The sequence below is a fragment of the Pseudomonas helmanticensis genome (assembly GCF_900182985.1).
Taxonomy (GTDB): Bacteria; Pseudomonadota; Gammaproteobacteria; order Pseudomonadales; family Pseudomonadaceae; genus Aquipseudomonas; species Aquipseudomonas helmanticensis.
The window spans coordinates 4,725,178-4,748,563 of record NZ_FXUY01000001.1; the positions used below are offsets into that span (position 1 = coordinate 4,725,178).

Annotated in this window: 24 protein-coding genes; 16 read left to right on the forward strand and 8 right to left on the reverse strand. The window is 59.7% G+C overall.

The genetic code is table 11. The features are described from left to right. Window positions 1–96 precede the first annotated feature (96 nt). Entirely contained in the window at window positions 97–675 is a 579-nt protein-coding gene (locus QOL84_RS21065) for a DUF6436 domain-containing protein (RefSeq protein ID WP_283438430.1), read from the reverse strand. Between the two features lie 99 nt (window positions 676–774). Between QOL84_RS21065 and bipL the strand changes: the two genes are divergently transcribed. Then, window positions 775–1,722 (forward strand): phospholipase BipL, encoded by a 948-nt coding sequence (gene bipL / locus QOL84_RS21070; protein ID WP_283438431.1) that lies wholly within the window; start codon window positions 775–777, stop codon window positions 1,720–1,722. Window positions 1,723–1,797: 75 nt separating this feature from the next. Here the strand turns inward: bipL and QOL84_RS21075 are convergent, their stop codons facing one another. Then, window positions 1,798–2,532, reverse strand: a complete 735-nt coding sequence (locus QOL84_RS21075; protein ID WP_283438432.1) for a DUF2059 domain-containing protein — start codon at window positions 2,530–2,532, stop codon at window positions 1,798–1,800. Between the two features lie 108 nt (window positions 2,533–2,640). Here QOL84_RS21075 and QOL84_RS21080 point away from each other — a divergent pair, with 108 nt between their 5' ends. Both QOL84_RS21080 and QOL84_RS21085 read left to right on the forward strand, forming a co-directional pair. Continuing rightward, the gene (locus tag QOL84_RS21080; RefSeq protein WP_283438433.1) at window positions 2,641–3,273 is read left to right on the forward strand and encodes a 2OG-Fe(II) oxygenase; all 633 of its coding nucleotides are present in this window, start codon (window positions 2,641–2,643) and stop codon (window positions 3,271–3,273) included. Between the two features lies 1 nt (window position 3,274). After that, window positions 3,275–3,760, forward strand: coding sequence for a 2-thiouracil desulfurase family protein (locus QOL84_RS21085; RefSeq protein WP_283438434.1), 486 nt, complete (start codon window positions 3,275–3,277; stop codon window positions 3,758–3,760). A gap of 239 nt (window positions 3,761–3,999) precedes the next feature. Here QOL84_RS21085 and QOL84_RS21090 read toward each other — a convergent pair whose 3' ends face one another. After that, window positions 4,000–4,566: a transporter substrate-binding domain-containing protein gene (locus QOL84_RS21090; protein WP_283438435.1), complete on the reverse strand. Its 567-nt coding sequence runs from the start codon at window positions 4,564–4,566 to the stop codon at window positions 4,000–4,002. 135 nt (window positions 4,567–4,701) lie between these two features. Between QOL84_RS21090 and QOL84_RS21095 the strand changes: the two genes are divergently transcribed. Next, a complete protein-coding gene (locus QOL84_RS21095; RefSeq protein ID WP_129395958.1) occupies window positions 4,702–5,127 on the forward strand; it encodes a DUF4399 domain-containing protein in 426 nt (141 codons plus the stop codon). A 63-nt stretch (window positions 5,128–5,190) separates the two neighbouring features. On the opposite strand, the gene serA is transcribed toward QOL84_RS21095, so the two are convergent. Continuing rightward, on the reverse strand, window positions 5,191–6,420 hold the full coding sequence (gene serA / locus QOL84_RS21100; protein ID WP_053124806.1) for a phosphoglycerate dehydrogenase: 1,230 nt from the start codon (window positions 6,418–6,420) through the stop codon (window positions 5,191–5,193). Window positions 6,421–6,624: 204 nt separating this feature from the next. Here serA and QOL84_RS21105 point away from each other — a divergent pair, with 204 nt between their 5' ends. The 4 genes from QOL84_RS21105 (at window position 6,625) to QOL84_RS21120 (ending at window position 11,067) form a co-directional block, all read left to right on the forward strand. After that, window positions 6,625–8,019: an FAD-binding oxidoreductase gene (locus tag QOL84_RS21105; protein WP_283438436.1), complete on the forward strand. Its 1,395-nt coding sequence runs from the start codon at window positions 6,625–6,627 to the stop codon at window positions 8,017–8,019. 41 nt (window positions 8,020–8,060) lie between these two features. Continuing rightward, complete coding sequence (locus QOL84_RS21110) at window positions 8,061–8,726, forward strand: fumarylacetoacetate hydrolase family protein (RefSeq protein WP_007913879.1); 666 nt, start codon at window positions 8,061–8,063, stop codon at window positions 8,724–8,726. 289 nt (window positions 8,727–9,015) lie between these two features. Next, a complete protein-coding gene (locus tag QOL84_RS21115) occupies window positions 9,016–9,939 on the forward strand; it encodes an SdiA-regulated domain-containing protein (RefSeq protein ID WP_283438437.1) in 924 nt (307 codons plus the stop codon). A gap of 210 nt (window positions 9,940–10,149) precedes the next feature. After that, the gene (locus QOL84_RS21120) at window positions 10,150–11,067 is read left to right on the forward strand and encodes an SdiA-regulated domain-containing protein (RefSeq protein WP_283438438.1); all 918 of its coding nucleotides are present in this window, start codon (window positions 10,150–10,152) and stop codon (window positions 11,065–11,067) included. Window positions 11,068–11,212: 145 nt separating this feature from the next. Here QOL84_RS21120 and rpiA read toward each other — a convergent pair whose 3' ends face one another. Next, on the reverse strand, window positions 11,213–11,887 hold the full coding sequence (gene rpiA / locus QOL84_RS21125; protein WP_007913886.1) for a ribose-5-phosphate isomerase RpiA: 675 nt from the start codon (window positions 11,885–11,887) through the stop codon (window positions 11,213–11,215). Between the two features lie 327 nt (window positions 11,888–12,214). Here rpiA and ilvA point away from each other — a divergent pair, with 327 nt between their 5' ends. Both ilvA and QOL84_RS21135 read left to right on the forward strand, forming a co-directional pair. Next, the gene (ilvA, locus tag QOL84_RS21130; protein ID WP_129395954.1) at window positions 12,215–13,729 is read left to right on the forward strand and encodes a threonine ammonia-lyase, biosynthetic; all 1,515 of its coding nucleotides are present in this window, start codon (window positions 12,215–12,217) and stop codon (window positions 13,727–13,729) included. Between the two features lie 39 nt (window positions 13,730–13,768). Further along, the gene (locus QOL84_RS21135) at window positions 13,769–14,194 is read left to right on the forward strand and encodes a DUF2269 domain-containing protein (protein WP_283438439.1); all 426 of its coding nucleotides are present in this window, start codon (window positions 13,769–13,771) and stop codon (window positions 14,192–14,194) included. A gap of 112 nt (window positions 14,195–14,306) precedes the next feature. Here the strand turns inward: QOL84_RS21135 and QOL84_RS21140 are convergent, their stop codons facing one another. Further along, the gene (locus QOL84_RS21140) at window positions 14,307–14,963 is read right to left on the reverse strand and encodes a histidinol-phosphatase (RefSeq protein WP_283438440.1); all 657 of its coding nucleotides are present in this window, start codon (window positions 14,961–14,963) and stop codon (window positions 14,307–14,309) included. 143 nt (window positions 14,964–15,106) lie between these two features. On the opposite strand from QOL84_RS21140, the gene QOL84_RS21145 reads away from it, so the two are divergent. Together QOL84_RS21145 and ptsP are read left to right on the forward strand one after the other, a co-directional pair. Beyond that, window positions 15,107–15,586, forward strand: a complete 480-nt coding sequence (locus tag QOL84_RS21145; RefSeq protein WP_003229203.1) for an RNA pyrophosphohydrolase — start codon at window positions 15,107–15,109, stop codon at window positions 15,584–15,586. Window positions 15,587–15,608: 22 nt separating this feature from the next. After that, on the forward strand, window positions 15,609–17,888 hold the full coding sequence (ptsP, locus tag QOL84_RS21150; protein WP_283438441.1) for a phosphoenolpyruvate--protein phosphotransferase: 2,280 nt from the start codon (window positions 15,609–15,611) through the stop codon (window positions 17,886–17,888). Between the two features lie 249 nt (window positions 17,889–18,137). Here ptsP and QOL84_RS21155 read toward each other — a convergent pair whose 3' ends face one another. Further along, complete coding sequence (locus tag QOL84_RS21155) at window positions 18,138–18,884, reverse strand: NRDE family protein (protein ID WP_283438442.1); 747 nt, start codon at window positions 18,882–18,884, stop codon at window positions 18,138–18,140. Window positions 18,885–19,016: 132 nt separating this feature from the next. On the opposite strand from QOL84_RS21155, the gene QOL84_RS21160 reads away from it, so the two are divergent. From QOL84_RS21160 to QOL84_RS21175, 4 genes are all read left to right on the forward strand, one after another. After that, window positions 19,017–19,799, forward strand: coding sequence for a sulfite exporter TauE/SafE family protein (locus QOL84_RS21160; RefSeq protein ID WP_129395949.1), 783 nt, complete (start codon window positions 19,017–19,019; stop codon window positions 19,797–19,799). A gap of 79 nt (window positions 19,800–19,878) precedes the next feature. Next, entirely contained in the window at window positions 19,879–20,694 is an 816-nt protein-coding gene (lgt, locus tag QOL84_RS21165; RefSeq protein WP_007913003.1) for a prolipoprotein diacylglyceryl transferase, read from the forward strand. A 50-nt stretch (window positions 20,695–20,744) separates the two neighbouring features. Next, window positions 20,745–21,716 (forward strand): thymidylate synthase, encoded by a 972-nt coding sequence (locus QOL84_RS21170; protein ID WP_283438443.1) that lies wholly within the window; start codon window positions 20,745–20,747, stop codon window positions 21,714–21,716. 209 nt (window positions 21,717–21,925) lie between these two features. Beyond that, a complete protein-coding gene (locus QOL84_RS21175) occupies window positions 21,926–22,756 on the forward strand; it encodes a hypothetical protein (protein ID WP_283438444.1) in 831 nt (276 codons plus the stop codon). A 100-nt stretch (window positions 22,757–22,856) separates the two neighbouring features. Here QOL84_RS21175 and cadR read toward each other — a convergent pair whose 3' ends face one another. Continuing rightward, window positions 22,857–23,306, reverse strand: coding sequence for a Cd(II)/Pb(II)-responsive transcriptional regulator (gene cadR / locus QOL84_RS21180; protein ID WP_034153703.1), 450 nt, complete (start codon window positions 23,304–23,306; stop codon window positions 22,857–22,859). Between the last annotated feature and the right edge of the window lie 80 nt (window positions 23,307–23,386).

A 23,386-nucleotide genomic window follows, 5' to 3' on the forward strand; every position in this document is an offset into this window, starting at 1 on the left:
TCCTTGTGCATGCGGGATTGCCGCCCGTCGGGCTGCAAACAAGTAGCACAGACCCTCTGTGCCGTGCATCGCTGTCCGGGAAAAGTCCGGAATGCCTTACTGCGTCTCCACCGGCCACGGGCAGTAGCAGCCCACTGCCAAGGTGTGCGTGGCGTTGACCGGGCGATCTTCAGTCAGGGCGTTGAGGATCGGTTCGATGAAGCTGTTGCTGGAATTGCAGGTCAAACCTTCGCTGTACGGGCCGAAGTACGCCAGCTTGCCGCTGCGATCCCAGATCGCCACGGCCGGGCTGGCGGGGACCTGTTCGGAGCCGGGCAATACCGTGATGGTTTTCAGGTTGCTGAGCGTGGCGGGCAATTGACCGTGGCTGCCGGTTCTTTGCACGGCGAAGAACTCCACGCCTTTGCCGCTGAACTGTTCGACCATCTCGGTCAGGTGCTGTTGATTGCCGACGTTGCACGGGCACGCCGGATCCCAGAAGTGCACGAGACGAATATTGCCGGGGCCGGCGAGATCGTCGGGCAGGCGCAGCGGATCGCCGGAAAACACTGCGGTGTGCTCGCTGAACGCGCGCAGGTAACGCCCCTGAAACCAGTCATACGCGGCCCACAGCACCCCGGCGCACAAGAGCGCAAGCAGGCTGGCAAACAGTGCGGTGCGGTAGGGCGAACGCATGGTTTTCGATCCTCGAAAGGTCGGCTAGCTTGCCATGTCTGCCACTACAGATGAATATCGCAGACCGATAAAGTCTGTTTACCGTTTTGGAATTCCCGCATGCCTGCCACTTTCGACCCCGATCAAATCCGCGCCAGCCTCAAGCCCTTGGCCGAGTGGCAGCCGTTGTCGGACGAGGCCAAGGCGTACCAGCAGTTCTATAAAACCGATTTTCCCCATCGCGATGTCTGGCGTGGCATGGGTCGTTTCGACGTCGATGGCTACGAACTGGTCAGCCATTGCTGGTGGCCGGAAAAGGTCAAGGCAACGCTGTTTCTGTTGCACGGTTACTACGACCACACCGGGCTCTATCGGCATGTGATCGAGTGGGCGCTGGATCAGGACTTTGCGGTGATCGCCTGCGATTTGCCGGGCCATGGTTTGTCCAGCGGGCCACGGGCGAGCATTCGCGATTTCTCTGAATACCAGGATGTCCTGCAAGCCTTGTTCGCCGAAGCGCAGTCGATCTCGCTGCCGCAGCCGTGGCACTTGTGCGGGCAGAGCACGGGCGGGGCGATTGTGGTCGATCACGTGCTCAACCATGGCGAGGGCAGTCCGGCGCAGGGCCAGTTGATTCTGTTGGCGCCGTTGGTGCGGCCACGCGCGTGGGGCTGGTCGCAACTGAGTTATTACTTGCTCAGGCCGTTCGTCCGAGGTGTCGCGCGGCGCTTCAGCGAGAACTCGAACGATCCGGATTTCTTGCCGTTTCTGCAGGCGGATCCGTTGCAGCCGCAGCGCTTGCCGACCCAATGGGTCGGGGCGTTATCGCGCTGGATCATTCGCGTCGAACACGCGAAAAAAAGTCCGCGGCGGCCGCTGATCATTCAGGGGCAGGCGGACATGACCGTCGACTGGCAGCACAATTTGCAGGTGTTGAAATGGAAGTTCGATCGACCGCAGATTCTGCTGCTGGCCGAGGCGCGGCATCATCTGGCGAATGAGACGGAGGAGATGCGCGAGGAGTATTTCGAGTTTCTGAGCAAGCGGATCAAGGGCCGCAATCTCTAGAGCAAGATCAAAAGATCGCAGCCTTCGGCAGCTCCTACATGGATCGGTGTAGGAGCTGCCGAAGGCTGCGATCTTTTAGGGTTGCCCGACCGCAAGCCCTGCCCGAATCGCTGCCAGGGCGGCCTGGTAATAAGCCTTGCCCTCAGCCGATTCGGCAAACGTTGCAAACTCTTCCAGCTCTTCATCCGACAAATCGCGATAAACGTAGAGCAGCGTGTTGTTCATGTCCGCGCCGATCTGATCCATCAAGCGCTGACGCTGACCATTCAACATGCCCTGCGCCTGACCACCACCGAGCAGCCCCGGAATCATCGAACTCAGACTGTCCGCCGCAACGCCGGCAATCGCCAGGCTGACTTCGGCGCCAGCTTCGCGGGCCGGCAGTGCCTGGGCGAGGTGGCCGATGATCAGCAGACGGCTGTCACTGACCTGCATCTTCGGCAGGCCCTTGGCATTTTTCGCCAGTTGGTCGCGGCGGGTCGCGAGCAATTCAGCGGCGACGATTTTCTTGCCCAGTGGCGATTGAAAGAAGGTCAGCGCCGGTTTCGGATCGGCAAGCTTCTGCCGCAGTTGTGCTTCGGCGCGTTGGTCCACGGCCTGCGGAGCGAAGCGCTGGTTGCTGTTGTTGACCAGCGCCTGAAACACCGCAGGCGGCAGGCTGTTCTGATAGCGTTGCTGGGCGGCGCTCAGGGCGTCGTTGAAATGCGCACGTTGATCTGGCCAGCCGGCGACCTTGTACAACTGATCGTGGCCGTCCGCCCAAGCGGGCAAAACGCAGAACATCAACAGTGAAAAAAGCAAACGGCGCATAGGGACTCCTGTCAGCAGCGGACTATTCTCCGTGCGGTGCCGGTACTTGTCGAGAATTCGTAGCAAGCCGCCGCGTGGCTCTGTCGGATTTCTTGCCGTCGGCATACTATGCGCGCCATGCAAATATCCTCTGAACACCCGCTGCTGTTACGCATTGTCGATGACCTGGCCGAACACGGCTGGTCGCAGCAGAACATCTTCCTGCCCGCCGGTTTGACCCGCGAGCTGGCGGCCGAGTGCCGTAAACGCGAGGCCGAGGGCGAACTGGCGCCGGCAGGGGTCGGGCGCGGGCCGTTTTCAGAGGTTCGCGAGGGGATTCGCGGCGATCATATTCAGTGGATCGATCCGGGCCAGGCCGATTCCAGCGACCGTTATCTGAACCTGATGGACAGCCTGCGCGAGGCGCTCAATCGTGGTCTGTTCCTTGGCCTGGAAGACTTCGAATGTCATTTCGCGCTATATCCGCCGGGTGCGTTTTATCGCCGGCATGTCGACCGTTTTCGCGACGATGACAAGCGCATGGTGTCGGTGGTGGTCTACCTCAATGATGCCTGGCTGCCGGAGGACGGCGGTCAGTTGCGCATGTATCTTAAAGATGAGCGCGTGCATGACGTGCAGCCTGCGGGCGGTTGTCTGGTGGTGTTTCTCTCTGGCGAAGTGCCGCACGAAGTGCTGCCGGCCAATCGCGAGCGTCTGTCGCTGACGGGCTGGTTCCGTCGGCGTGGCAACGAGCCGTTCTGATATGGACAAGATTCTGGTCAGCCGCTGCCTGTTGGGTCATCGCGTGCGCTACGACGGTGGCGCGAGCGGGCCGTTTGATTTGCTCGAACAGTGGATTGCCGAAGGGCGCGTGGTGCCATTGTGTCCGGAAGTCGCAGGAGGATTGCCGACGCCACGGGCTGCGGCGGAGATTCCTGGGGGGCAGGGCGGTGAAGTGCTCGATGGAATCGCTGCGGTGATCACCACCGAGGGCGAGGATGTCAGTGCGCAGTTTCTGGTGGGTGCGCGGCAGGCGCTGGCGTTGGCGCAGAAACACGGCATCCGCGTGGCAGTCCTGAAAGCCAACAGTCCATCCTGTGGAAACCTGCTGACTTATGACGGGACGTTCAGTGGCGTGAAAGTCTCCGGTGAAGGCGTAACGGCTGCACTGCTCAAACGCCATGGCGTGCAGGTTTTTAGCGAACTTGAATTGGCTGAGGCCTCGGTGGCTTTGGCTGCTTTGGACTGATCCGAAATCGTTGCCCTCACCCCAGCCCTCTCCCGAAGGGAGAGGGGGCCGACCGAGTTGTCCGGCGTCTTACATCGACCTGAAAGACCTTATCGACTATGGATTCGACACAGCCATGACCAGTCGATTTCGGATTCGGTACATCCATTTCAGGTCGGCGTATCCCTTCAGCATCCCCCGTTCAGTCCCCTCTCCCTACGGGCGGTCCGACGTTTCGGGAGGGCTAGGGTGAGGGGCTTCTAAGGTTTCAGCCACTTCTCGGTCAGCGCCGCCAGGCGTCCGTCCGCCTTGATCCGCTGCATCGCGCTCGCAAGACTGGCCTGAAATGCCGGATTACCCTTCTGAAACGGTATCGCCAAGTCCACCGCTGCGCTCGCCTTTGGCTTGGCGTCAGTCAACGTCTGCACCAAGACCATCGGCTGCGGTTGTTCATCTTTCTTTGCCAGCAACTGTGAATCGACCTTGCCGTAAGGCTGGCTGAAGTCGAAACGATCCTTGAGTTCAGGTGTCAGTGCTATGTGATTGAGCGCGACGTCGTACTTGCCGCTTTCAACGCCCTGGAGCAAGTCGCTTTCGTCGGTGACGATGAAGTCGGCGCGCACATCCAGCTCGTTGGCCAACAGTTGTCCAAGCTCGACCTCGAACCCCGTGAGTTTGTCGCCGTCATCCTTGTAATTGAAGGGCGGTGTATTAGCCTCAAGGGCTATGCGCAGCTCGCCACGGTCGTTGACGTCATCAATCAGTTCGGCGTGAGCCAGAGGGCTCAAAAGGGGTAGCAGGCAGATCAGGCCAGGCAAAAAGCGCATGGTCACTCCTTTGAAATCATTAACGCGATGCTCTGAGTCAGGCTCGCTTTGCTATGGTTGTCGAGTGCCTTCGACAACGAATGGTCATGAAGTTGTCATGACCGTGCGGATTTTACGGAAAAACTGGAGAAGAAAATGAAAAGCTTTATGTCACGTGCAGCGTTGGCCGGTGTGCTGATGGGCGTTTCGGTGCTGGCCAGTGCCGCGACACCGGCACCCAAGGGTGCCGAAGTGTTCATCGTTTCTCCCGAGGACGGGGCGACTGTTTCGCAGACCTTCACCGTCAAGTTTGGCGTCAAGGACGTCGCACTGGCCCCGGCCGGTGACGTCACCAAGAACACCGGTCACCATCATCTGCTGATCGACGTCGACAAGCTGCCGGCCGCCGGCGCGCCGATTCCGAACGATGCCAACCACATGCACTTCGGCAAGGCGCAGACCCAGGCTGACATCAAACTGGCCCCGGGCAAGCACACCTTGCAGCTGGAGCTGGGCGACAGCGGCCACATGCCGTTCGATCCGCCGATCGTCTCGAAGAAAATCACCGTCAACGTCGAATAACCTTTTCGCCGTGCATGAAAAAGGGAGCCCGAAGGCTCCCTTTTTTTGTCGCTCAACGCTAAATCAGAACAACACGCGGCTACGGATAGTGCCGTTGATGTGCTGCAGCTTCTCTTGCGCCAGGTCCGAGTACTCGGCGTCGACGTCGATCACCACGTAGCCAACTTTCTCGTTGGTCTGCAGGAACTGACCGGAGATGTTGATGCCGTTTTCGGCGAAGACCTTGTTGATCTCGCTCATCACACCCGGGATGTTCTCGTGGATGTGCAGCAGGCGGTGCTTGCCAGGGTGAGCCGGCAGGGCCACTTCCGGGAAGTTCACCGACGAAACCGAAGTACCGTTGTCGCTGTACTTGACCAGTTTCTCTGCCACTTCCAGACCGATGTTGGCTTGCGCTTCGGCGGTCGAGCCACCGATGTGCGGGGTCAGGATCACGTTGTCGAGGCCACGCAGCGGGCTTTCGAACTCTTCGTCGTTGGAGCGTGGCTCCACTGGGAATACGTCGATGGCCGCGCCGATCAGGTGCTTGTCCTTGATCGCGTCCGCCAGGGCGTCCAGCTCGACCACGGTACCGCGCGCAGCGTTGATCAGGATGCCGCCCTTCTTGATGGCGCGGATTTCCTTCTCGCCGATCATCCACTGGGTCGCAGCGGTTTCCGGAACGTGCAGGGTGACGATGTCGGACATGCCCAGCAGCTCGGTCAGGTTACCGACCTGAGTCGCGTTGCCCAGCGGCAGCTTGGTCACGGTGTCGTAGAAGTACACCTGCATGCCCAGACCTTCAGCCAGAACCGACAGCTGCGTACCGATCGAGCCGTAGCCGACGATGCCCAGTTTCTTGCCTCGGATCTCGAAGGAGTTGGCTGCGGATTTGATCCAGCCGCCACGGTGGCAGGAAGCGTTTTTCTCCGGGATGCCGCGCAGCAGCAGGATCGCTTCGGCCAGTACCAGTTCGGCAACGGAGCGGGTGTTGGAGTACGGCGCGTTGAACACGGCAATACCGCGCTCGCGGGCAGCACTCAGGTCAACCTGGTTGGTGCCGATGCAGAAACAGCCGACCGCTACCAGCTTCTTCGCGTGATCGAAGATCTCTTCGGTCAGTTGGGTGCGCGAACGAATGCCGATGAAGTGAGCGTCAGCGATCTTTTCCTTGAGCTGGGCTTCCGGCAAGGAACCTGTCAGGTATTCGATGCTGGTGTAGCCCGCCGCCTTGAGGACGTCGACAGCCGATTGGTGGACGCCTTCGAGAAGAAGGAACTTGATCTTGCTCTTATCGAGAGAAGTCTTGCTCATCTGCGTAAACCTGTATCCCGGAGAAAAATGGCAGGAAATGGTCAACAGACGCTGACCCGGACGACAAGAAAGTCGTCTCCGCGGATCTGGCCTTGGGCACTGTCCTGCGGGGTCGATATGCTAGCATAGCCTCCCCGCTAAACACTCATTCCTGCGACGTGAAGCGTTCTCAGGATGACCATGAATTGTTCGAGAGTTCTGTCGATGACCAATCCTGCCCTGATTGATGAACTGAAGACCCTGGTCGAGCCTGGCAAGGTCCTGACCGACGCCGACTCCCTGAATGCGTACGGCAAGGATTGGACCAAGCACTTTGCCCCGGCGCCGAGCGCCATCGTGTTTCCCAAGACCATCGAGCAGGTGCAGGCCGTGGTCCGCTGGGCCAACACGCACAAGGTTGCGCTGGTGCCATCGGGCGGGCGCACCGGGCTTTCCGCCGCTGCCGTCGCCGCGAATGGCGAAGTGGTTGTCTCGTTCGACTACATGAATCAGATTCTCGATGTGAACCTCACTGACCGCACCGCCGTTTGTCAGCCGGGCGTGGTCACCGAGCATTTACAGAACGTCGCCGAAGAAAAGGGCCTGTATTACCCGGTCGACTTCGCCTCGGCAGGTTCCAGTCAGATTGGCGGCAACATTGGTACCAATGCCGGCGGGATCAAGGTGATTCGCTACGGCATGACCCGTAACTGGGTCGCCGGCATGAAAGTCGTCACCGGCAAGGGCGATGTGCTGGAACTGAACAAAGACCTGATCAAGAACGCCACCGGCTACGACTTGCGCCAGCTGTTCATCGGCGCTGAAGGCACCCTCGGTTTCGTCGTCGAAGCGACCATGCGCCTCGATCGTGCGCCGAAAAACCTTACCGCCATGGTCCTCGGCACCGCCGACTTCGACTCGATCATGCCGGTGCTGCACGCTTTCCAGGGCAAGCTCGACCTCACCGCATTCGAATTTTTCTCCGACAAAGCTCTGGCCAAAGTCATGGGCCGTGGCGACGTACCGGCGCCGTTCGAGACCGATTGCCCGTTCTACGCGTTGCTGGAATTTGAAGCGACGACTGAAGAAGTGGCCAACAGCGCGCTGGAAACCTTCGAACATTGCGTCGAGCAGGGTTGGGTACTGGACGGCGTGATGAGCCAGAGCGAAACCCAGCTGCACAATCTGTGGAAGCTGCGCGAATACATCTCCGAGACCATCTCGCACTGGACGCCGTACAAGAACGACATCTCGGTCACCGTCTCGAAAGTGCCGGCGTTCCTCAAGGAAATCGATGCGATCGTCGGCGAACACTACCCGGACTTCGAAATCGTCTGGTTCGGCCACATCGGCGACGGCAACCTGCACTTGAACATCCTCAAGCCGGATAACCTGAGCAAGGACGAGTTCTTCGCCAAGTGTGCGACCGTCAACAAGTGGGTGTTCGAAACCGTCGAGAAGTACAACGGTTCGATCTCCGCCGAGCACGGCGTGGGCATGACCAAGCGCGATTACTTGACCTACAGCCGCTCGCCGGTTGAGATCGAGTACATGAAAGCGGTGAAAGCGGTGTTCGACCCGAACGGCATCATGAACCCGGGCAAGATCTTCGCGGTTTGATCTGAAATCCTTGATGAATCAATGAAGGCAGGAGTCGGTAAATGAGCTATCAGCACCAGTACGTCGACGGCACACGCATCCATTTCCCGATCGGGAAAGTGGTGTGCATTGGCCGTAATTACGCCGAACACGCCAAGGAACTGGACAACCCGGTGCCTACCGAGCCGTTGCTGTTCATCAAGCCCGGCAGTTGCGTGGTCGAGCTGGAAGGCGGTTTTGCCATTCCGACCGAGCGCGGTTCGGTGCACTACGAAGCGGAAATCGCCGTGTTGATCGGCAAGCCATTGTCGACCAAGCCGAGCCGTGAAGAAGTGCTCGACGCGATCTCCGGCTTCGCCCCGGCACTCGACCTGACCCTGCGCGACAAGCAGGCCGAGCTGAAAGCCAAGGGCCTGCCGTGGGAAATCGCCAAGTCGTTCGACGGCGCGGCAGTGCTTGCGCCGTTCGTGGTTGGCAGCACCTTTGCGGACCTGACCGACATCGGCATTCGCCTGACCATCAACGGCGAAGTGCGCCAGGACGGCAACAGCAGCGCGATGCTCAACCCGATCGTGCCGATGATCCAGCACATGGCCGGCTGCTTCTCGCTGCAGGCCGGTGACGTGATCCTCACCGGCACGCCGGTGGGTGTCGGCCCGCTGAACGTCGGCGATGACATCGTCCTCGAACTGGTCGGCGCGAGCAGCTTCACCAGCAGCGTGCGCTGATTAAGCATTTTTTTGTTGTGATGTGATTTTGTGGCGAGGGGATTTATCCCCGTTGGACTGCGCAGCAGTCCCAAGATCTTTGGGGCTGCTGCGCGACCCAACGGGGATAAATCCCCTCGCCACAGAGGCCTGGCCGGTATTTTTGTGTCTTGGCCCGCAAACCCACAGGGCAATCCCGCCATTTGCCGTTTTTTTCACATCCTGTCTGGATAATTTCCGCAATTCTGGCGTCTGAGCCGGCCTCTTTGTGCTATTACCCATAGCCTGAATTTTCGGAACGCGTCCTTCGATGTCATCTCAAACTCAGCTCAAATCTGCTCGCCGCTCACGTTTCGCCCTGCGTTGGTACTTCTGGTTGTTGTTGGTGGTCGCTGCCGTTTATGGCCTGGCGTTCGCCATGCATTGGGATGACCGCGCGGTGCTGTGGGTGCATGAGCGCTTCGAAAGTCAGGCCGAGCAGAAGCAAAGCATCTGGCTGCCGGACTATCGCGCGGTGATCGACGCGAAGTTGTTGCCGGGCATGGAGAAGGATGAGGCCTCGGACCTTTCCTATAACCCGCAGACCAAAACCCTGTTCTCGGTGATGGGCAAAAATCCGTTCCTGGTCGAGCTGACCCTGCAGGGCGATGTGTTGCGCAAGATGCCGCTGGTGGGCTGGGTCAACCCGGAAGGTTTGACCGTGATGGAAAATGGCCTGATGGCGATCGTCGATGAGCGCGAGCACATCCTCACCATCGTCAAGGTCGACGCCAACACCCGCGAGCTGAATATCGCCGACTTCCCGAAATATGACCTCGGCCCTTCCGCCAACCAGAACAAGGCTTTCGAGGCGATTACCTGGGATCCGCGTAATCAACAATTGTTGCTGGGCGAAGAGCGACCGCCAGCGCTGTTCACCTGGAAAAGCGATGGCAGCCAGATCCTCAAGGGTGACAAGCAGAAACTGGCCAGCGACGAGCTGGATATCCGCAATCTTTCGGCACTGGCGATCGACCCGCGCACCGGCCACACCCTGGTGCTCTCGGCCGACTCGCATCTGCTGCTGGAGCTGGACGAGAAGGGCGAGCAAGTCAGCTTCATGACCTTGCTCAGTGGCTTCAATGGTTTGAAGAAAACCATTCCCCGCGCCGAAGGCGTAACCATGGACGAGGCGGGCACGCTGTACATGGTCAGCGAGCCGAACCTGTTCTATCGCTTCGAAAAACAGAGGTAGTGCCTCTGTGTAGGAGCTGCCGCAGGTTCGGGCCGCGTTCGGACGATCTTTTGACTGTCGGACGCAGAGCGTCCCCGGCTGCATTCCCACGCAGAGCGTGGGAACGATCAAATACAGGGTTGGGTTGTGGTTTGGGGCAAGTGGCCATTAAGCTTCAGTTCAGACGGGCGTGATATTTCATCCGCCTGTTCTGATTCCGAGCCCGCCCGAATGCGTCGACTTGCCCGTCCCAAACCTCTGGTCATCATCGTCTCGGTGATTGCACTGCTCGTATTGATTGCGATCGGCCAATACCTGCGCCTGTTCGAGCGTGCCTGGTTCAATCTGCACACCTTGTGGCAGCCGCAGAGCAGTGAATCGATTGCCTTGAACCAATATCGAGTCGAGATCGAGGCTAGGGTCATCGAAGGGCTGGACGACGATGTTTCCGCACTGACCTTCGATCCGGTGCGTAAAAGCCTGTTCACCGTGACCAACAAGAATGCCGAACTGGTCGAGTTGTCGCTGGAGGGCAGGATCCTGCGGCGCATCGCCCTGATCGGCTTCGGCGACCCGGAGGCCGTCGAATTCATCAGCGCCGACACCTACGTCATCACCGACGAACGCCAGCAGCGGCTGATCAAGATTCATCTGGAAAAAGACACGACCTTCCTCGATGCGGCCGACGCCGAGCAGATGACCCTCGGTGTGCACATGAGCGGCAACAAGGGGTTCGAGGGCTTGGCCTATGATTCAGTCGGCAAGCGCCTGTTCGTTGCGAAAGAGCGCGATCCGATGCTGATCTACGAAGTGCATGGCTTTCCGCACTTCAACCCGGAAAAGTCTTACGCCGTGCACGTGATCAACAACCCCAAGCGTGACGCCGGGATGTTTGTGCGCGATCTGTCGAGCCTGCAATACGATGAACGCAGCGGCCATTTGCTGGCGCTGTCGGATGAGTCGCGATTGATTCTGGAGCTGGATGTCGACGGGCGCCCGTTGAGTACCATGTCGATCAGTGGCGGCCGCCAGGGTTTGCAGAAAACCGTGCCGCAGGCCGAAGGCATTGCGATGGATGATGACGGGACGTTGTATCTGGTGAGCGAGCCTAACCTGTTTTACGTCTTCAAAAAACCGGCACAGCCTTAACCCACACCACAAATCAATGTAGGAGTGAGCCTGCTCGCGATAGCGGTATGTCAGTCGACATTAATATCAACGGACATACCGCTATCGCGAGCAGGCTCACTCCTACAGGCTTTTCGTCTGCCCACAAGTTTGTGGGTGACTGGGCTTACTCAGCCTTGAGGGTTTTCACGCCTTCGCTGGTACCCAGCAACAACAGATCCGCCGGACGCGCCGCGAACAAACCGTTGGTGACCACGCCGACGATCGCATTGATCTGCGCTTCCAGCTCCACCGGGTTGGTGATCTGCAGGTTGAACACGTCGAGGATGATGTTGCCGTTGTCGGTCAGCACGCCTTCGCGGTACACCGGGTCGCCGCCCAGTTTTACCAATTGACGGGCGACGTGGCTGCGCGCCATCGGGATCACTTCGACCGGCAGCGGGAACTCGCCCAGTACTGGCACCAGTTTGCTGGCGTCGGCGATGCAGATGAAGGTCTTGGCCACGGCCGCGACGATCTTCTCGCGGGTCAGGGCCGCGCCGCCGCCCTTGATCAGGTTCAGGTGCGCGTCGCTTTCATCGGCGCCGTCAACGTAGAACTCCAGGTCGCTGACGGTGTTCAGCTCATACACCGGAATCCCGTGGCCCTTCAGGCGCGCGGCGGTGGCTTCGGAGCTGGCGACCGCGCCATCGAACGCGCCCTTGTGCTGGGCCAGTGCATCGATGAAGCAGTTGGCGGTGGAGCCGGTGCCGACCCCGACGATGCTCTTGTCGTCGAGTTTCGGAAGGATGAAGTCGACGGCGGCCTGAGCCACTGCCTGTTTGAGTTGATCCTGGGTCATGCGGGCTCCGGAAGCGGGCAAGGTGAGAACGGAAAGGCCGGCATTATATCCCCATGCCCGGCGAAAACTCCTGTGGCGAGGGGATTTAGCGAAACGTCGCACCGCCCCGTTCGGCGGCGCAGCCGTCGTAAAACCTGAGCTCGCGGTATTTTTGAAAGAATGCCGGGGAGCGCTTCGCACTCCAACGGGGATAAATCCCCTCGCCACAATGGTGCTCACGCAAGAATGGATTTCCAGACCTTAAAACCACCTGTTTAGTGTGGTCGACCGGGCAAAAGCCGGGTTAGACTCCTTGGCCCTGCCCAACCCGCTCAGTGATGCTTTCCGATGCTCGAACAGTACGTCAAAAAGATCCTCACCTCGCGCGTTTATGACGTTGCCGTAGAAACCCCGCTGCAGAACGCTCGCCAGCTCTCCGAGCGGCTGGGCAATGACATCTGGCTCAAGCGCGAAGACTTGCAGCCGGTGTTCTCGTTCAAGATTCGCGGCGCCTACAACAAACTGACTCAGTTGACTGACGAAGAGCGCGCCCGTGGCGTGGTCACCGCGTCGGCAGGCAACCATGCGCAGGGTCTGGCCCTGGCGGCGAAAGTGCTGGGCGTCAAAGCCACCATCGTCATGCCCAAGACCACCCCCGAGATCAAGGTCGAAGGCGTGCGTTCGCGTGGCGGCAAAGTGGTGCTGCATGGCGACTCGTTCCCGGAAGCCCTGGCCTACTCGCTGAAACTGGTCGACGAAAAAGGCTACGTGTACATCCACCCGTACGACGATCCGCACACCATCGCCGGGCAGGGCACCGTGGCGATGGAAATTCTGCGCCAACACCCGCAGCCGCTGGACGCGATTTTCGTCCCGGTCGGTGGTGGCGGTTTGATCGCCGGTATCGCTGCGTACGTGAAATACCTTCGGCCGGACATCAAAGTCATCGGCGTCGAGCCAGACGATTCCAACTGCCTGCAAGCCGCGATGGCTGCCGGCGAGCGTGTGGTGCTGCCGACCGTGGGCATTTTTGCCGACGGCGTAGCGGTGGCGCAGATTGGCCAGCACACCTTCGACATCTGCAAAGATTATGTCGATGAAGTGATCACCGTCAGCACTGACGAGATCTGTGCAGCCATCAAGGATATCTATGACGATACCCGCTCGATCACCGAACCTGCCGGCGCGTTGGGCGTGGCCGGGATCAAGAAATACGTCGAACAACGCGGTGTCAGCGGCCAGACTTTCGTTGCCATCGACTCCGGTGCCAACGTCAACTTCGACCGCTTGCGCCACGTTGCCGAGCGCGCCGAACTGGGTGAGGGCCGCGAAGCGATCATCGCCGTGACCATCCCCGAGAAGGCCGGCAGCTTCAAGGCGTTCTGCGAAGCCATCGGCAAGCGCCAGATCACCGAATTCAACTACCGCTACAACACCGGCAGCGAAGCGCACATCTTCGTTGGCGTGCAGACTCACCCGGAAAACGATCCGCGCAGTGCGTTGCTGGCGAGCCTGACCGAGCAGGGCTTCCCGGTACTCGACCTGACCGACAACGAACTGGCCAAGTTGCACATCCGCCACATGGTCGGCGGCCGCGCGGCGCAGGTGGTCGATGAAGTGGTGTTCCGCTTCGAGTTCCCGGAACGTCCGGGGGCGCTGTTCAACTTCCTTAATAAGCTCGGTGGGCGCTGGAACATCTCGATGTTCCACTACCGTAACCACGGCGCCGCCGATGGCCGTGTGGTCGCCGGCCTGCAAGTGCCGCACGACGAGCGTCATCTGGTGCCGGCGGCGCTTGAGGAAATCGGTTATCCATACTGGGACGAAAGCGAGAACCCGGCCTATCAGCTGTTTCTTGGCTGAGCGGCTACGCTGATGGGCAAGCCATAAGGAATTTTGACAATGGAAACGTTAACGGCCCTGAAAATGGCGCACGTGGTCGCAACCGTGGTCTTGCTGACCAGTGCGCTGGGCCTGGGCATCTGGGTTTTTCTGGCAAAACGCAAAGGTGACGCGTCGGCGGGCAGTCGCACGTTGCAGCGGCCACGGCTGTTTGTCTGGCTGTTGATGGGCCTGGCATTGCTGAGCATGCCGTTCACCGGTTGGGCGATGGTACATCTGGTCGGTTGGCCGCTGGGGCAGACGTGGATTTTGGCGTCGAGCGTGCTCTACACCGTGGCGGCGCTGGCGTGGTTGTGGTTGCTGGTGCGTTTGAATCGGTTGCGCAAGGCGCCGGGCGGGGTGGGCAAGTTCAGCTTTGCTTTGGCGTTGTTCAGTTTTGTGTGTTTTGTGGCGATTGCCGGGTTGATGGGCGCCAAACCGGTGTGAAGCGAAAAGATCGCAGCCTGCGGCAGCTCCTACAGGGGATTTTTGTCGATCACAAAAATGTGGTCTGACACCGAACCTGTAGGAGCTGCCGAAGGCTGCGATCTTTTGATCTTCAGCCGCGCAGAGAAATCACCGGCCAGCCACGCTTCTCGGCCTCAGCCCGTAGATTCGGGTCCGGATCGACAGCGACCGGATTTGCCACCTGCTCCAGCAACGGCAAGTCATTCATCGAATCGCTATAGAAATAGCTGTCGTCCAACGAATACCCGGTCTCTTCCAGCCAACGATTCAGGCGCGTCACCTTGCCATCGCGAAAGCATGGAATATCAGTGCTGCGCCCGCTGTAGCGGCCATCGACCATTTCACACTCAGTGGCGATCAGGGTTTCAACGCCCAGTCGCACAGCAATCGGCGCGGTGACGAAGCGGTTGGTCGCGGTGATGATCACCAGTTTGTCACCGGCGTCGCGGTGCTTTTTCAGCAGCTCCAGCGCTTTGGGCAGCATGATCGGCTCGATGCAGTCGCGCATGTAATCGCTATGCCATTGATCGAGCACGGCCATTTCGGTGCGGCCGAGGATCTCCAGGCAGAAGTTCAGGTACGCGGCGTTATCCAGTTTGCCGGCCAGGTAATCCTGATAGAACTCGTCGTTGCGCGCTTTGTACGCAATCGGGTCGAGGAAGCCGCGTTCACACAGATAGTCGCCCCAGGCGTGATCGCTGTCGCCGCCCAGAAGGGTGTTGTCCAAATCGAAGAGTGCCAGGCGCATTGCAGTTACCCGCTGATAAGTCTGTAAAAAGGCGACAAGAATACGGTCTTTTCACAAGAGTGCACATAAGGTAGGAAGCTTCGTTGCCGCCTTATCAACCTTTGTGGAACAATGCGGCGACATGCGTTTGCGAGGTTGTTGCCGTGATCGACCCCGATGGTTTCCGCCCCAATGTCGGGATCATTCTGACGAATGACGCCGGCCAGGTGCTATGGGCTCGCCGTATCAATCAAGATGCCTGGCAGTTTCCGCAAGGGGGAATCAACCCTGAAGAGACGCCGGAAGACGCCTTGTACCGCGAGCTGAACGAAGAAGTTGGCCTGGAACGTGAAGATGTTGAAATACTGGCCTGTACTCGAGGCTGGTTGCGCTATCGTTTGCCGCAACGTCTGGTGCGTACGCACAGCCAACCGCTGTGCATCGGCCAGAAACAGAAATGGTTTCTCCTGCGCCTGATCTCCAACGAGCAGCGGGTGCGGATGGATTTGACCGGTAAACCGGAGTTCGATGGCTGGCGCTGGGTCAGCTATTGGTATCCGTTGGGCCAGGTGGTGACATTCAAGCGCGAGGTGTATCGCCGCGCCCTCAAAGAGCTTGCCCCGCGCCTTTTAGCGCGCGACTGACGACGGAGTTCGACCCCGAGCCATGCTCAATACGCTGCGCAAGATCGTCCAGGAAGTTAACTCCGCCAAGGATCTCAAGGCGGCGTTGGGGATTATTGTGTTACGCGTCAAAGAGGCTATGGGCAGCCAGGTCTGCTCGGTCTACCTGCTTGATCCCGAGACCAACCGCTTCGTCCTGATGGCCACCGAGGGCTTGAACAAGCGCTCGATCGGCAAGGTCAGCATGGCACCCAACGAAGGTCTGGTCGGTCTGGTCGGCACGCGTGAAGAACCCCTGAACCTCGAAAACGCTGCGGATCACCCGCGCTATCGCTACTTCGCCGAAACCGGTGAAGAGCGTTATGCCTCGTTCCTCGGTGCACCGATCATTCACCACCGCCGCGTCGTCGGCGTGTTGGTCATCCAGCAAAAAGAACGCCGCCAGTTCGACGAAGGTGAAGAAGCCTTCCTCGTGACCATGAGCGCGCAGCTCGCCGGCGTAATCGCCCACGCCGAGGCCACCGGTTCCATCCGTGGTCTGGGTCGTCAGGGCAAAGGCATTCAGGAAGCCAAGTTCGTCGGCGTACCGGGTTCGCCGGGTGCGGCGGTCGGTACGGCGGTGGTCATGCTGCCACCGGCCGATCTCGACGTGGTGCCGGACAAGAACATCACCGACATCGACGCTGAGCTGGCGCTGTTCAAGACCGCCATCGAAGGCGTGCGCGCCGATATGCGCGCGTTGTCCGCCAAACTCGCGACGCAGTTGCGCCCGGAAGAGCGCGCACTGTTCGACGTCTACCTGATGATGCTCGACGATGCCTCGCTGGGCAGCGAAATCACCACAGTGATCAAGACCGGCCAGTGGGCACAGGGCGCGCTGCGTCAGGTGGTCACCGAACACGTCAACCGTTTCGAACTGATGGACGACGCCTATCTGCGTGAGCGTGCCTCGGACGTCAAAGACCTCGGTCGCCGCCTGCTCGCTTACTTGCAGGAAGAGCGTCAGCAGAACCTGGTCTACCCGGAAAAAACCATTCTGGTCAGCGAAGAACTGACGCCGGCGATGCTCGGCGAGGTGCCGGAAGGCACGCTGGTCGGTCTGGTCTCGGTACTCGGTTCGGGTAACTCGCACGTCGCGATCCTGGCCCGGGCCATGGGCATTCCGACGGTGATGGGTCTGGTCGACCTGCCGTACGCCAAGGTCGACGGCATCGAAATGATCGTCGACGGCACACGCGGCGAGGTCTACACCAACCCGAGCGAAGTGCTGCGCAAGCAGTTCGCCGAAGTCGTCGAAGAAGAGAAACAACTGGCGCTGGGCCTCGATACCCTGCGCGATCTGCCGTGCGTGACCCTCGACGGTCACCGCATGCCGCTGTGGGTCAACACCGGTCTGCTGGCGGACGTGGCGCGGGCGCAGAAGCGTGGCGCCGAAGGTGTCGGTCTGTACCGCACCGAAGTGCCGTTCATGATCAACCAGCGCTTCCCGAGCGAGAAGGAGCAACTGGCGATCTACCGTGAGCAGCTCGCCGCGTTCCACCCGCAACCGGTGACCATGCGCAGCCTCGACATCGGCGGTGACAAGTCGCTGTCGTACTTCCCGATCAAGGAAGACAACCCGTTCCTCGGCTGGCGCGGCATTCGCGTGACCCTCGACCACCCGGAAATCTTCCTGGTGCAGACCCGCGCGATGCTCAAGGCCAGCGAAGGCCTGAACAACCTGCGGATTTTGCTGCCGATGATCTCTGGCACCCACGAACTCGAAGAAGCCCTGCACCTGATCCACCGGGCCTGGGGCGAAGTCCGCGATGAAGGCACCGACGTGCCGATGCCGCCGATCGGCGTGATGATCGAGATTCCGGCGGCGGTGTACCAGACCAAGGAACTGGCGCGGATGGTCGACTTCCTCTCCGTCGGCTCCAACGATTTGACCCAGTACTTGCTGGCGGTCGACCGCAACAACCCACGGGTGGCCGATCTTTACGACTACCTGCACCCGGCGGTGCTGCAAGCGCTGCAAACGGTAGTGCGCGATGCCCATGCAGAAGGCAAACCGGTGAGTATCTGCGGCGAGATGGCCGGTGATCCAGCGGCAGCAGTGCTGTTGATGGCGATGGGTTTCGACAGCCTGTCGATGAACGCCACCAACTTGCCGAAGGTGAAATGGATGTTGCGTCAGGTCAATCTGAGCAAGGCTCAGGAATTGCTGGCGGAGCTGATGACTATCGACAACCCGCAAGTGATCCACAGCTCGCTGCAATTGGCGTTGAAGAACCTTGGGTTGTCGAAGATGCATCCGCCGGCGGTGGTCAAGGCCCTCTGAAGATCAAAAGCCCCTCATCGGAACGCCGCCCGCCTATCCCTCTCCCGGGGGGAGAGGGGACTGATTGGGGGATGCTGCAGAACTCCGCCGACCTGAAAGTGCTGTGTTGAATCCATAATCGACTCACACGGACAAGAAGGTGCTGTGTTGAATCCATAATCAACTCGGTCTTTCAGGTCGGTGTATGGCGCAAGACACCTCGGTCGGCCCCCTCTCCCTCCGGGAGAGGGCTGGGGTGAGGGTCAGCTCTTAGACACAAACCTCAACTTCACCAAGATGCCCGCCATACGGCCCGAAACTCCGCTCGACCATCCGCCGCGATCCATCCGCCTGCACGATCAACGCCGTACTCGCCCGCGTCCCATAACTCTGGCTGGCAATAAACACACTCGATAACAAAGTCTCAGTCGCCAGGCCCACCCCGGTATTCGGCAATTCCGCTGCCGGCGCGGTCTGCGCATCGCCAAGCAAATCCAGCAAGCGCTGCGGCTGCGGATCATCCAGCACCGCGCTTAACGCTGCCTTGGCCTTGAGCAACTTCGGCCACGGCGTATCCAACCCGGCATTGGATAACCCATAAACCCCAGGCTGCAACATCACCGGCTCCGACAACCGTGCATTGAAGTGCCACAGCTCATGACTATTGCCGAGCAGCAGATTAAACCCGGCATATTCCGCCGAACGCCCGACCACATCGCTCAAATAATCATCAATCGACGCATCGCCGGTCAGAAACCGCGCCACCAATTCACCCCGCGATTTGCGTGCCGGTGGTTGGTGCGGGTCGCGAATATTGGTCAGCGCGGCAAAGCGGCCATTGGCACCGATGCCGAGCCAAGTCCCGCCAGCTTCAAGATCACGCCCGGCATGCACATGCGGCGCCTCCAGCCACTGCGCCAAGGGCAGGCTCGGCCGGGCGTAAAACTCGTCACGGTTGGCCGCGACGATCAGCGGCCGGGCATGGCCCGGGCGCCAGGCGAAAACAATCAGGCACATAAGGTGGTCCTTGTGTGTTTTTTGCTCACTCTACGCATCCAGCGTCCGTGCATCCATCGCAAGTGGAGCAGAGGGGTGTGCATCCGTTACCATGCCGCTCCGGTTTTGCGGATGCGGTCTGGGGAGACGGTCATGGAATTTCTGCTCTATCTGGCGCTGGGCGCCTGTGCGGGCGTGCTGGCCGGGCTGTTTGGCGTCGGCGGCGGGATCATCATCGTCCCGGTGCTGGTGTTCAGTTTTACCTTGCAAGGCTTTGATCAGTCGATCCTCACGCATCTGGCGGTCGGTACGTCGCTGGCGACGATCATCTTCACTTCGGTCAACGCCGTGCGTGAGCATCACCGCCGCGGTGCGGTACGCTGGCCGATCTTCATGTGGATGGCCGTCGGAATCCTGCTGGGTGCAGGTTTCGGCGCACTGACCGCCGAAGCGATTTCCGGCCCGCACCTGCAAAAGATCATCGGCGTGTTTGCCTTGATCATCTCGGTGCAACTGGCGCTGGACATCAAACCCAAGGCCAGCCGAACGGTGCCGGGTAAACTCGGTCTGACCGTGGCCGGCAGTGTGATCGGCTGGGCCTCGGCGATTTTCGGCGTCGGTGGCGGTTCGCTGACCGTGCCGTTCCTGACCTGGCGCAGCGTGCCGATGCAGCAAGCGGTGGCAACGTCATCGGCCTGCGGTCTGCCGATCGCCTTGGTCAGTGCATCAAGTTTCATGATTCTCGGCTGGCACGATCCGTTGTTGCCGGCCCATAGTCTCGGTTTTGTATATTTGCCGGCGTTGTTGGGCATCGCCCTGACCAGCATGGTCTTCGCCCGCATCGGCGCGCGATTGGCGCACAGATTGTCGCCGCGCTTGCTGAAACGGCTGTTCGCCGCTTTGCTGTTCAGCGTGGGTTTGAGCTTTCTGCTTTAACCGCGTCGCAATCCTGGCTTAATCCTGAGGTGGCAGCGTCGCCCGGGAATTTTGGTTTCAACTCTAACGAGGAGTCGCAATGCTGCCTTACCCGCAGATCGACCCGGTGGCCCTGGCCATCGGTCCGCTGAAAATCCACTGGTACGGTCTGATGTACCTGATCGGCATTGGCGGCGCGTGGCTGCTGGCGTCGCGCCGGCTCAACCGTTTCGACCCGACCTGGACCAAGGAGAAACTCTCCGACATGGTCTTCTGGATGTCGATGGGCGTGATCGTCGGCGGACGTCTCGGTTACGTGCTGTTCTACGATCTGAGCGCCTACCTGGCCAACCCGACGCTGATTTTCGAAGTGTGGAAGGGCGGCATGTCGTTCCACGGCGGTTTCATCGGCGTGATGCTCGCAGCCTTGTGGTTCGGCAAGCGCAACGGCAAGTCGTTCTTCCAGCTGATGGACTTCGTAGCGCCGATGGTACCGATCGGTCTGGGTGCCGGACGCATTGGTAACTTCATCAACGCCGAGTTGTGGGGCAAAGCCACCGACGTACCGTGGGCGATGGTCTTCCCGCCGTTCAGCGATCCGGCGCAACTGCCGCGTCACCCGTCGCAGCTGTATCAGTTCGCGCTCGAAGGCGTGGCGCTGTTCCTGATCCTGTGGATTTTCTCGCGCAAGCCGCGTCCGACCATGGCCGTATCGGGCATGTTCGCGCTGTTCTACGGCATCTTCCGTTTCATCGTCGAATTCGTTCGCGTGCCGGATGCGCAACTGGGCTACTTGGCCTGGAACTGGCTGACCATGGGCCAGGTGCTCTGCGTGCCGATGATCGTCGGCGGGCTGTTCCTGATCTGGCTGGCCTATCGTCGCGCACCGGCAGCACCGCTCGCGCCGACGGCTTAAACTACGAACCCCGGCGCGCGACGCCGGGGCTCAAAGGACACAGGTAACTCATGAAGCAATATCTCGAACTGGTCTCGCACGTCATTCAGAACGGCAGCAAACAGGCCAACCGCACCGGCATCAACACCATCAGCTTCCCGGGTGCGATGCTGCGTTTCGATCTGCAGGAAGGTTTCCCGGCGATCACCACGCGCAAAATGGCCTTCAAATCGGCCATCGGCGAGATGTGCGGTTTCCTCCGTGGCGTCAATAACGCCGCTGAATTCCGTGCGCTGGGCTGCAAGGTCTGGGACCAGAACGCCAACGAAAACGCGCAGTGGCTGGCCAACCCGTTCCGTCAGGGCGACGACGACCTCGGCGAAATCTACGGCGTGCAATGGCGCAAATGGCCGGCGTACAAGCAGATCCCGCTGAGCAACACCGCCGCCATCGAACAAACCCTGAGCAACGGCTACAAGCAGATCGCTCAGGGCGAAGAAGACGGCCAGGCCTACGTGGTGCTGTACAAAGCCATCGATCAGGTGCGCCAGTGCGTCGACACGATCATCAAGGATCCGGGCAGCCGTCGCATCCTGTTCCACGGCTGGAACGTCGCTCAGCTGGATGAAATGGCCCTGCCGCCGTGCCACCTGTTGTATCAGTTCCATCCGAACGTCGAGACCAAAGAGATTTCACTGACCCTCTACATTCGTTCGAATGATCTGGGTCTGGGCACGCCGTTCAACCTCACCGAAGGCGCCGCGCTGCTGAGCCTGATCGGTCGCCTGACCGGCTACACGCCGCGCTGGTTCACCTATTTCATCGGTGATGCGCACGTCTACGAGAACCACCTGGACATGCTCAACGAACAGCTCAAGCGCGAGCCGTTCGCCATGCCTAAGCTGAAGATCTCGGATCGTGTGCCGGAGTTTGCCAAGACTGGCGTGTACCAGCCGGAATGGCTGGAGCTGGTGGAACCGAGCGATTTCTCGCTGGAAGGCTACGAACACCACGCGCCAATGACCGCACCAATGGCGGTCTGACAAACAATACGCAACACCCTTGTGTAGGAGCTGCCGCAGGCTTCGATCTTTTGATCTTGCTGTTTATAAGATCAAAAGATCGCAGCCTGCGGCAGCTCCTACAGAGTAGGTTGGATATCTTCAGATGCATTTTCCACTGTCATTTCTGACAGTAGCCGACGTGCCGCGCCCCGTGATTAGCTGACGGCCTCCAAAGCGAGGTAATGGTCATGGCAGACGCAGGCGGTTTTTTCGATGGCGGCAATACTGACTCAGGTTTCTCGACAGAGACGGCACTGACAGCGACAGCAACGGCATTGCAGCCGCCACTGATCGCCTATTTCTATTTAAAGGAAAACCGTTATTTCGAGTTCGGTAAATCCGAGCCGGAAGGCGCTGTCATTCCCCTGGAAATCATTGGCCCGGGCTCGCCGTTTAGCAATTCGACGTATGCCATGCTGGACCCTTCCGCGCCGCAGATCAGCATTGGCGACATGCTTCGCGTGGAGTGGTTGCCAATGAACGGTTCTCCGTCGTTTCAATCGGCGGATGTTGTGGTGTACAGCAAGGACTACTGGATCCCGATTGCCATCCCGGACAGCGAGCTCAAGCGCTTGGAAGGTCTTGATGTCGAGGTGACTTTCTTTCATCTTCCGCAAGCCGGTGGTGCAAAACCTTCCCCTGCGCAGAAAGTCTTTGTCGCCCCAGAGCTGGGCCGCAAGCCCGTGCTCAAGGTGGAAGGCGTGGTCAATGAAATGCTGGAAGCTGCCGCGTTTCCTGATGGCATTACCGTAAGACTGGCGCCAATTGAGAACCTGCGCGCCTGTTACGGCATTGAAATTCTCTGGACGCAATCGCCGGATCATTGGGTCGAGCGTCAGCGTCGATTGGCGGTTAATCCAAAGCAGACGATGGCGTTTCACATCGCGCCTGAGGTTTATCAGCCGCATGTTGGCCACAGCGTCACGGTTAAATACTTCATTTATCTGGGCGCTCGCCTGAGTCCCAACTTCTTCTGGAACCCTGGCGTTATCACGGAAGTGAGTTTCAAGGTGATCTAAACCCCTGTAGGAGCTGCCGCAGGCTGCGATCTTTTGATCTTATAAACAGCAAGGTCAAAAGATCGCAGCCTGCGGCCGCTCCTACAGGAAGGGTATGTGGTTAGTGGCCGTGGCTGCGGCCTACGTGGGAGTGTTCGACTTCGGTTGCGACGACTCCGCCGCTGACTTCCAGCCGCTGCAAAATTCCGCATTGATCGGCCATCGGCCCTTCGCCACACCGTTGGCGCAGGTCGAGCAACTGCGTCTGCAGCGCCAACAACCCATCAATTCGCGCCTTCACGTGCTGGATATGCTCGTCGATCAACGCATTGACGCTTTCGCATTGATCCTGCGGGCTGTCGCGCAAAGTCAGCAAACTGCGGATTTCTTCGAGGGTCATGTCGAGGGTGCGGCAGTTGCGGATGAAGGTCAGGCGTTCGGCGTGGGCCTGGGTGTAGACGCGGTAGTTGCCGTCGCTGCGGGCCGGTTCCGGCAGGAGGTTTTCGCGCTCGTAATAGCGGATGGTTTCCACGGCGCAGTCGGTGAGTTTGGCCAGTTCTCCGATCTTCATGACGGCAATCTCCAAAAGGGTGCTTGACCCTATAGTGGCTACAGGGTCTTTACTTGGCAACAGGCACCTTCATGGACGCG

Coding starts and splice junctions, on each gene's coding strand:
- QOL84_RS21065 (WP_283438430.1), bottom strand. CDS start 675: ATGCGTTCGCCCTACCGCACCGCACTGTTTGCCAGCCTGCTTGCGCTC.
- bipL (WP_283438431.1), top strand. CDS start 775: ATGCCTGCCACTTTCGACCCCGATCAAATCCGCGCCAGCCTCAAGCCC.
- QOL84_RS21075 (WP_283438432.1), bottom strand. CDS start 2,532: ATGCGCCGTTTGCTTTTTTCACTGTTGATGTTCTGCGTTTTGCCCGCT.
- QOL84_RS21080 (WP_283438433.1), top strand. CDS start 2,641: ATGCGCGCCATGCAAATATCCTCTGAACACCCGCTGCTGTTACGCATT.
- QOL84_RS21085 (WP_283438434.1), top strand. CDS start 3,275: ATGGACAAGATTCTGGTCAGCCGCTGCCTGTTGGGTCATCGCGTGCGC.
- QOL84_RS21090 (WP_283438435.1), bottom strand. CDS start 4,566: ATGCGCTTTTTGCCTGGCCTGATCTGCCTGCTACCCCTTTTGAGCCCT.
- QOL84_RS21095 (WP_129395958.1), top strand. CDS start 4,702: ATGAAAAGCTTTATGTCACGTGCAGCGTTGGCCGGTGTGCTGATGGGC.
- serA (WP_053124806.1), bottom strand. CDS start 6,420: ATGAGCAAGACTTCTCTCGATAAGAGCAAGATCAAGTTCCTTCTTCTC.
- QOL84_RS21105 (WP_283438436.1), top strand. CDS start 6,625: ATGACCAATCCTGCCCTGATTGATGAACTGAAGACCCTGGTCGAGCCT.
- QOL84_RS21110 (WP_007913879.1), top strand. CDS start 8,061: ATGAGCTATCAGCACCAGTACGTCGACGGCACACGCATCCATTTCCCG.
- QOL84_RS21115 (WP_283438437.1), top strand. CDS start 9,016: ATGTCATCTCAAACTCAGCTCAAATCTGCTCGCCGCTCACGTTTCGCC.
- QOL84_RS21120 (WP_283438438.1), top strand. CDS start 10,150: ATGCGTCGACTTGCCCGTCCCAAACCTCTGGTCATCATCGTCTCGGTG.
- rpiA (WP_007913886.1), bottom strand. CDS start 11,887: ATGACCCAGGATCAACTCAAACAGGCAGTGGCTCAGGCCGCCGTCGAC.
- ilvA (WP_129395954.1), top strand. CDS start 12,215: ATGCTCGAACAGTACGTCAAAAAGATCCTCACCTCGCGCGTTTATGAC.
- QOL84_RS21135 (WP_283438439.1), top strand. CDS start 13,769: ATGGAAACGTTAACGGCCCTGAAAATGGCGCACGTGGTCGCAACCGTG.
- QOL84_RS21140 (WP_283438440.1), bottom strand. CDS start 14,963: ATGCGCCTGGCACTCTTCGATTTGGACAACACCCTTCTGGGCGGCGAC.
- ptsP (WP_283438441.1), top strand. CDS start 15,609: ATGCTCAATACGCTGCGCAAGATCGTCCAGGAAGTTAACTCCGCCAAG.
- QOL84_RS21155 (WP_283438442.1), bottom strand. CDS start 18,884: ATGTGCCTGATTGTTTTCGCCTGGCGCCCGGGCCATGCCCGGCCGCTG.
- QOL84_RS21160 (WP_129395949.1), top strand. CDS start 19,017: ATGGAATTTCTGCTCTATCTGGCGCTGGGCGCCTGTGCGGGCGTGCTG.
- lgt (WP_007913003.1), top strand. CDS start 19,879: ATGCTGCCTTACCCGCAGATCGACCCGGTGGCCCTGGCCATCGGTCCG.
- QOL84_RS21170 (WP_283438443.1), top strand. CDS start 20,745: ATGAAGCAATATCTCGAACTGGTCTCGCACGTCATTCAGAACGGCAGC.
- QOL84_RS21175 (WP_283438444.1), top strand. CDS start 21,926: ATGGCAGACGCAGGCGGTTTTTTCGATGGCGGCAATACTGACTCAGGT.
- cadR (WP_034153703.1), bottom strand. CDS start 23,306: ATGAAGATCGGAGAACTGGCCAAACTCACCGACTGCGCCGTGGAAACC.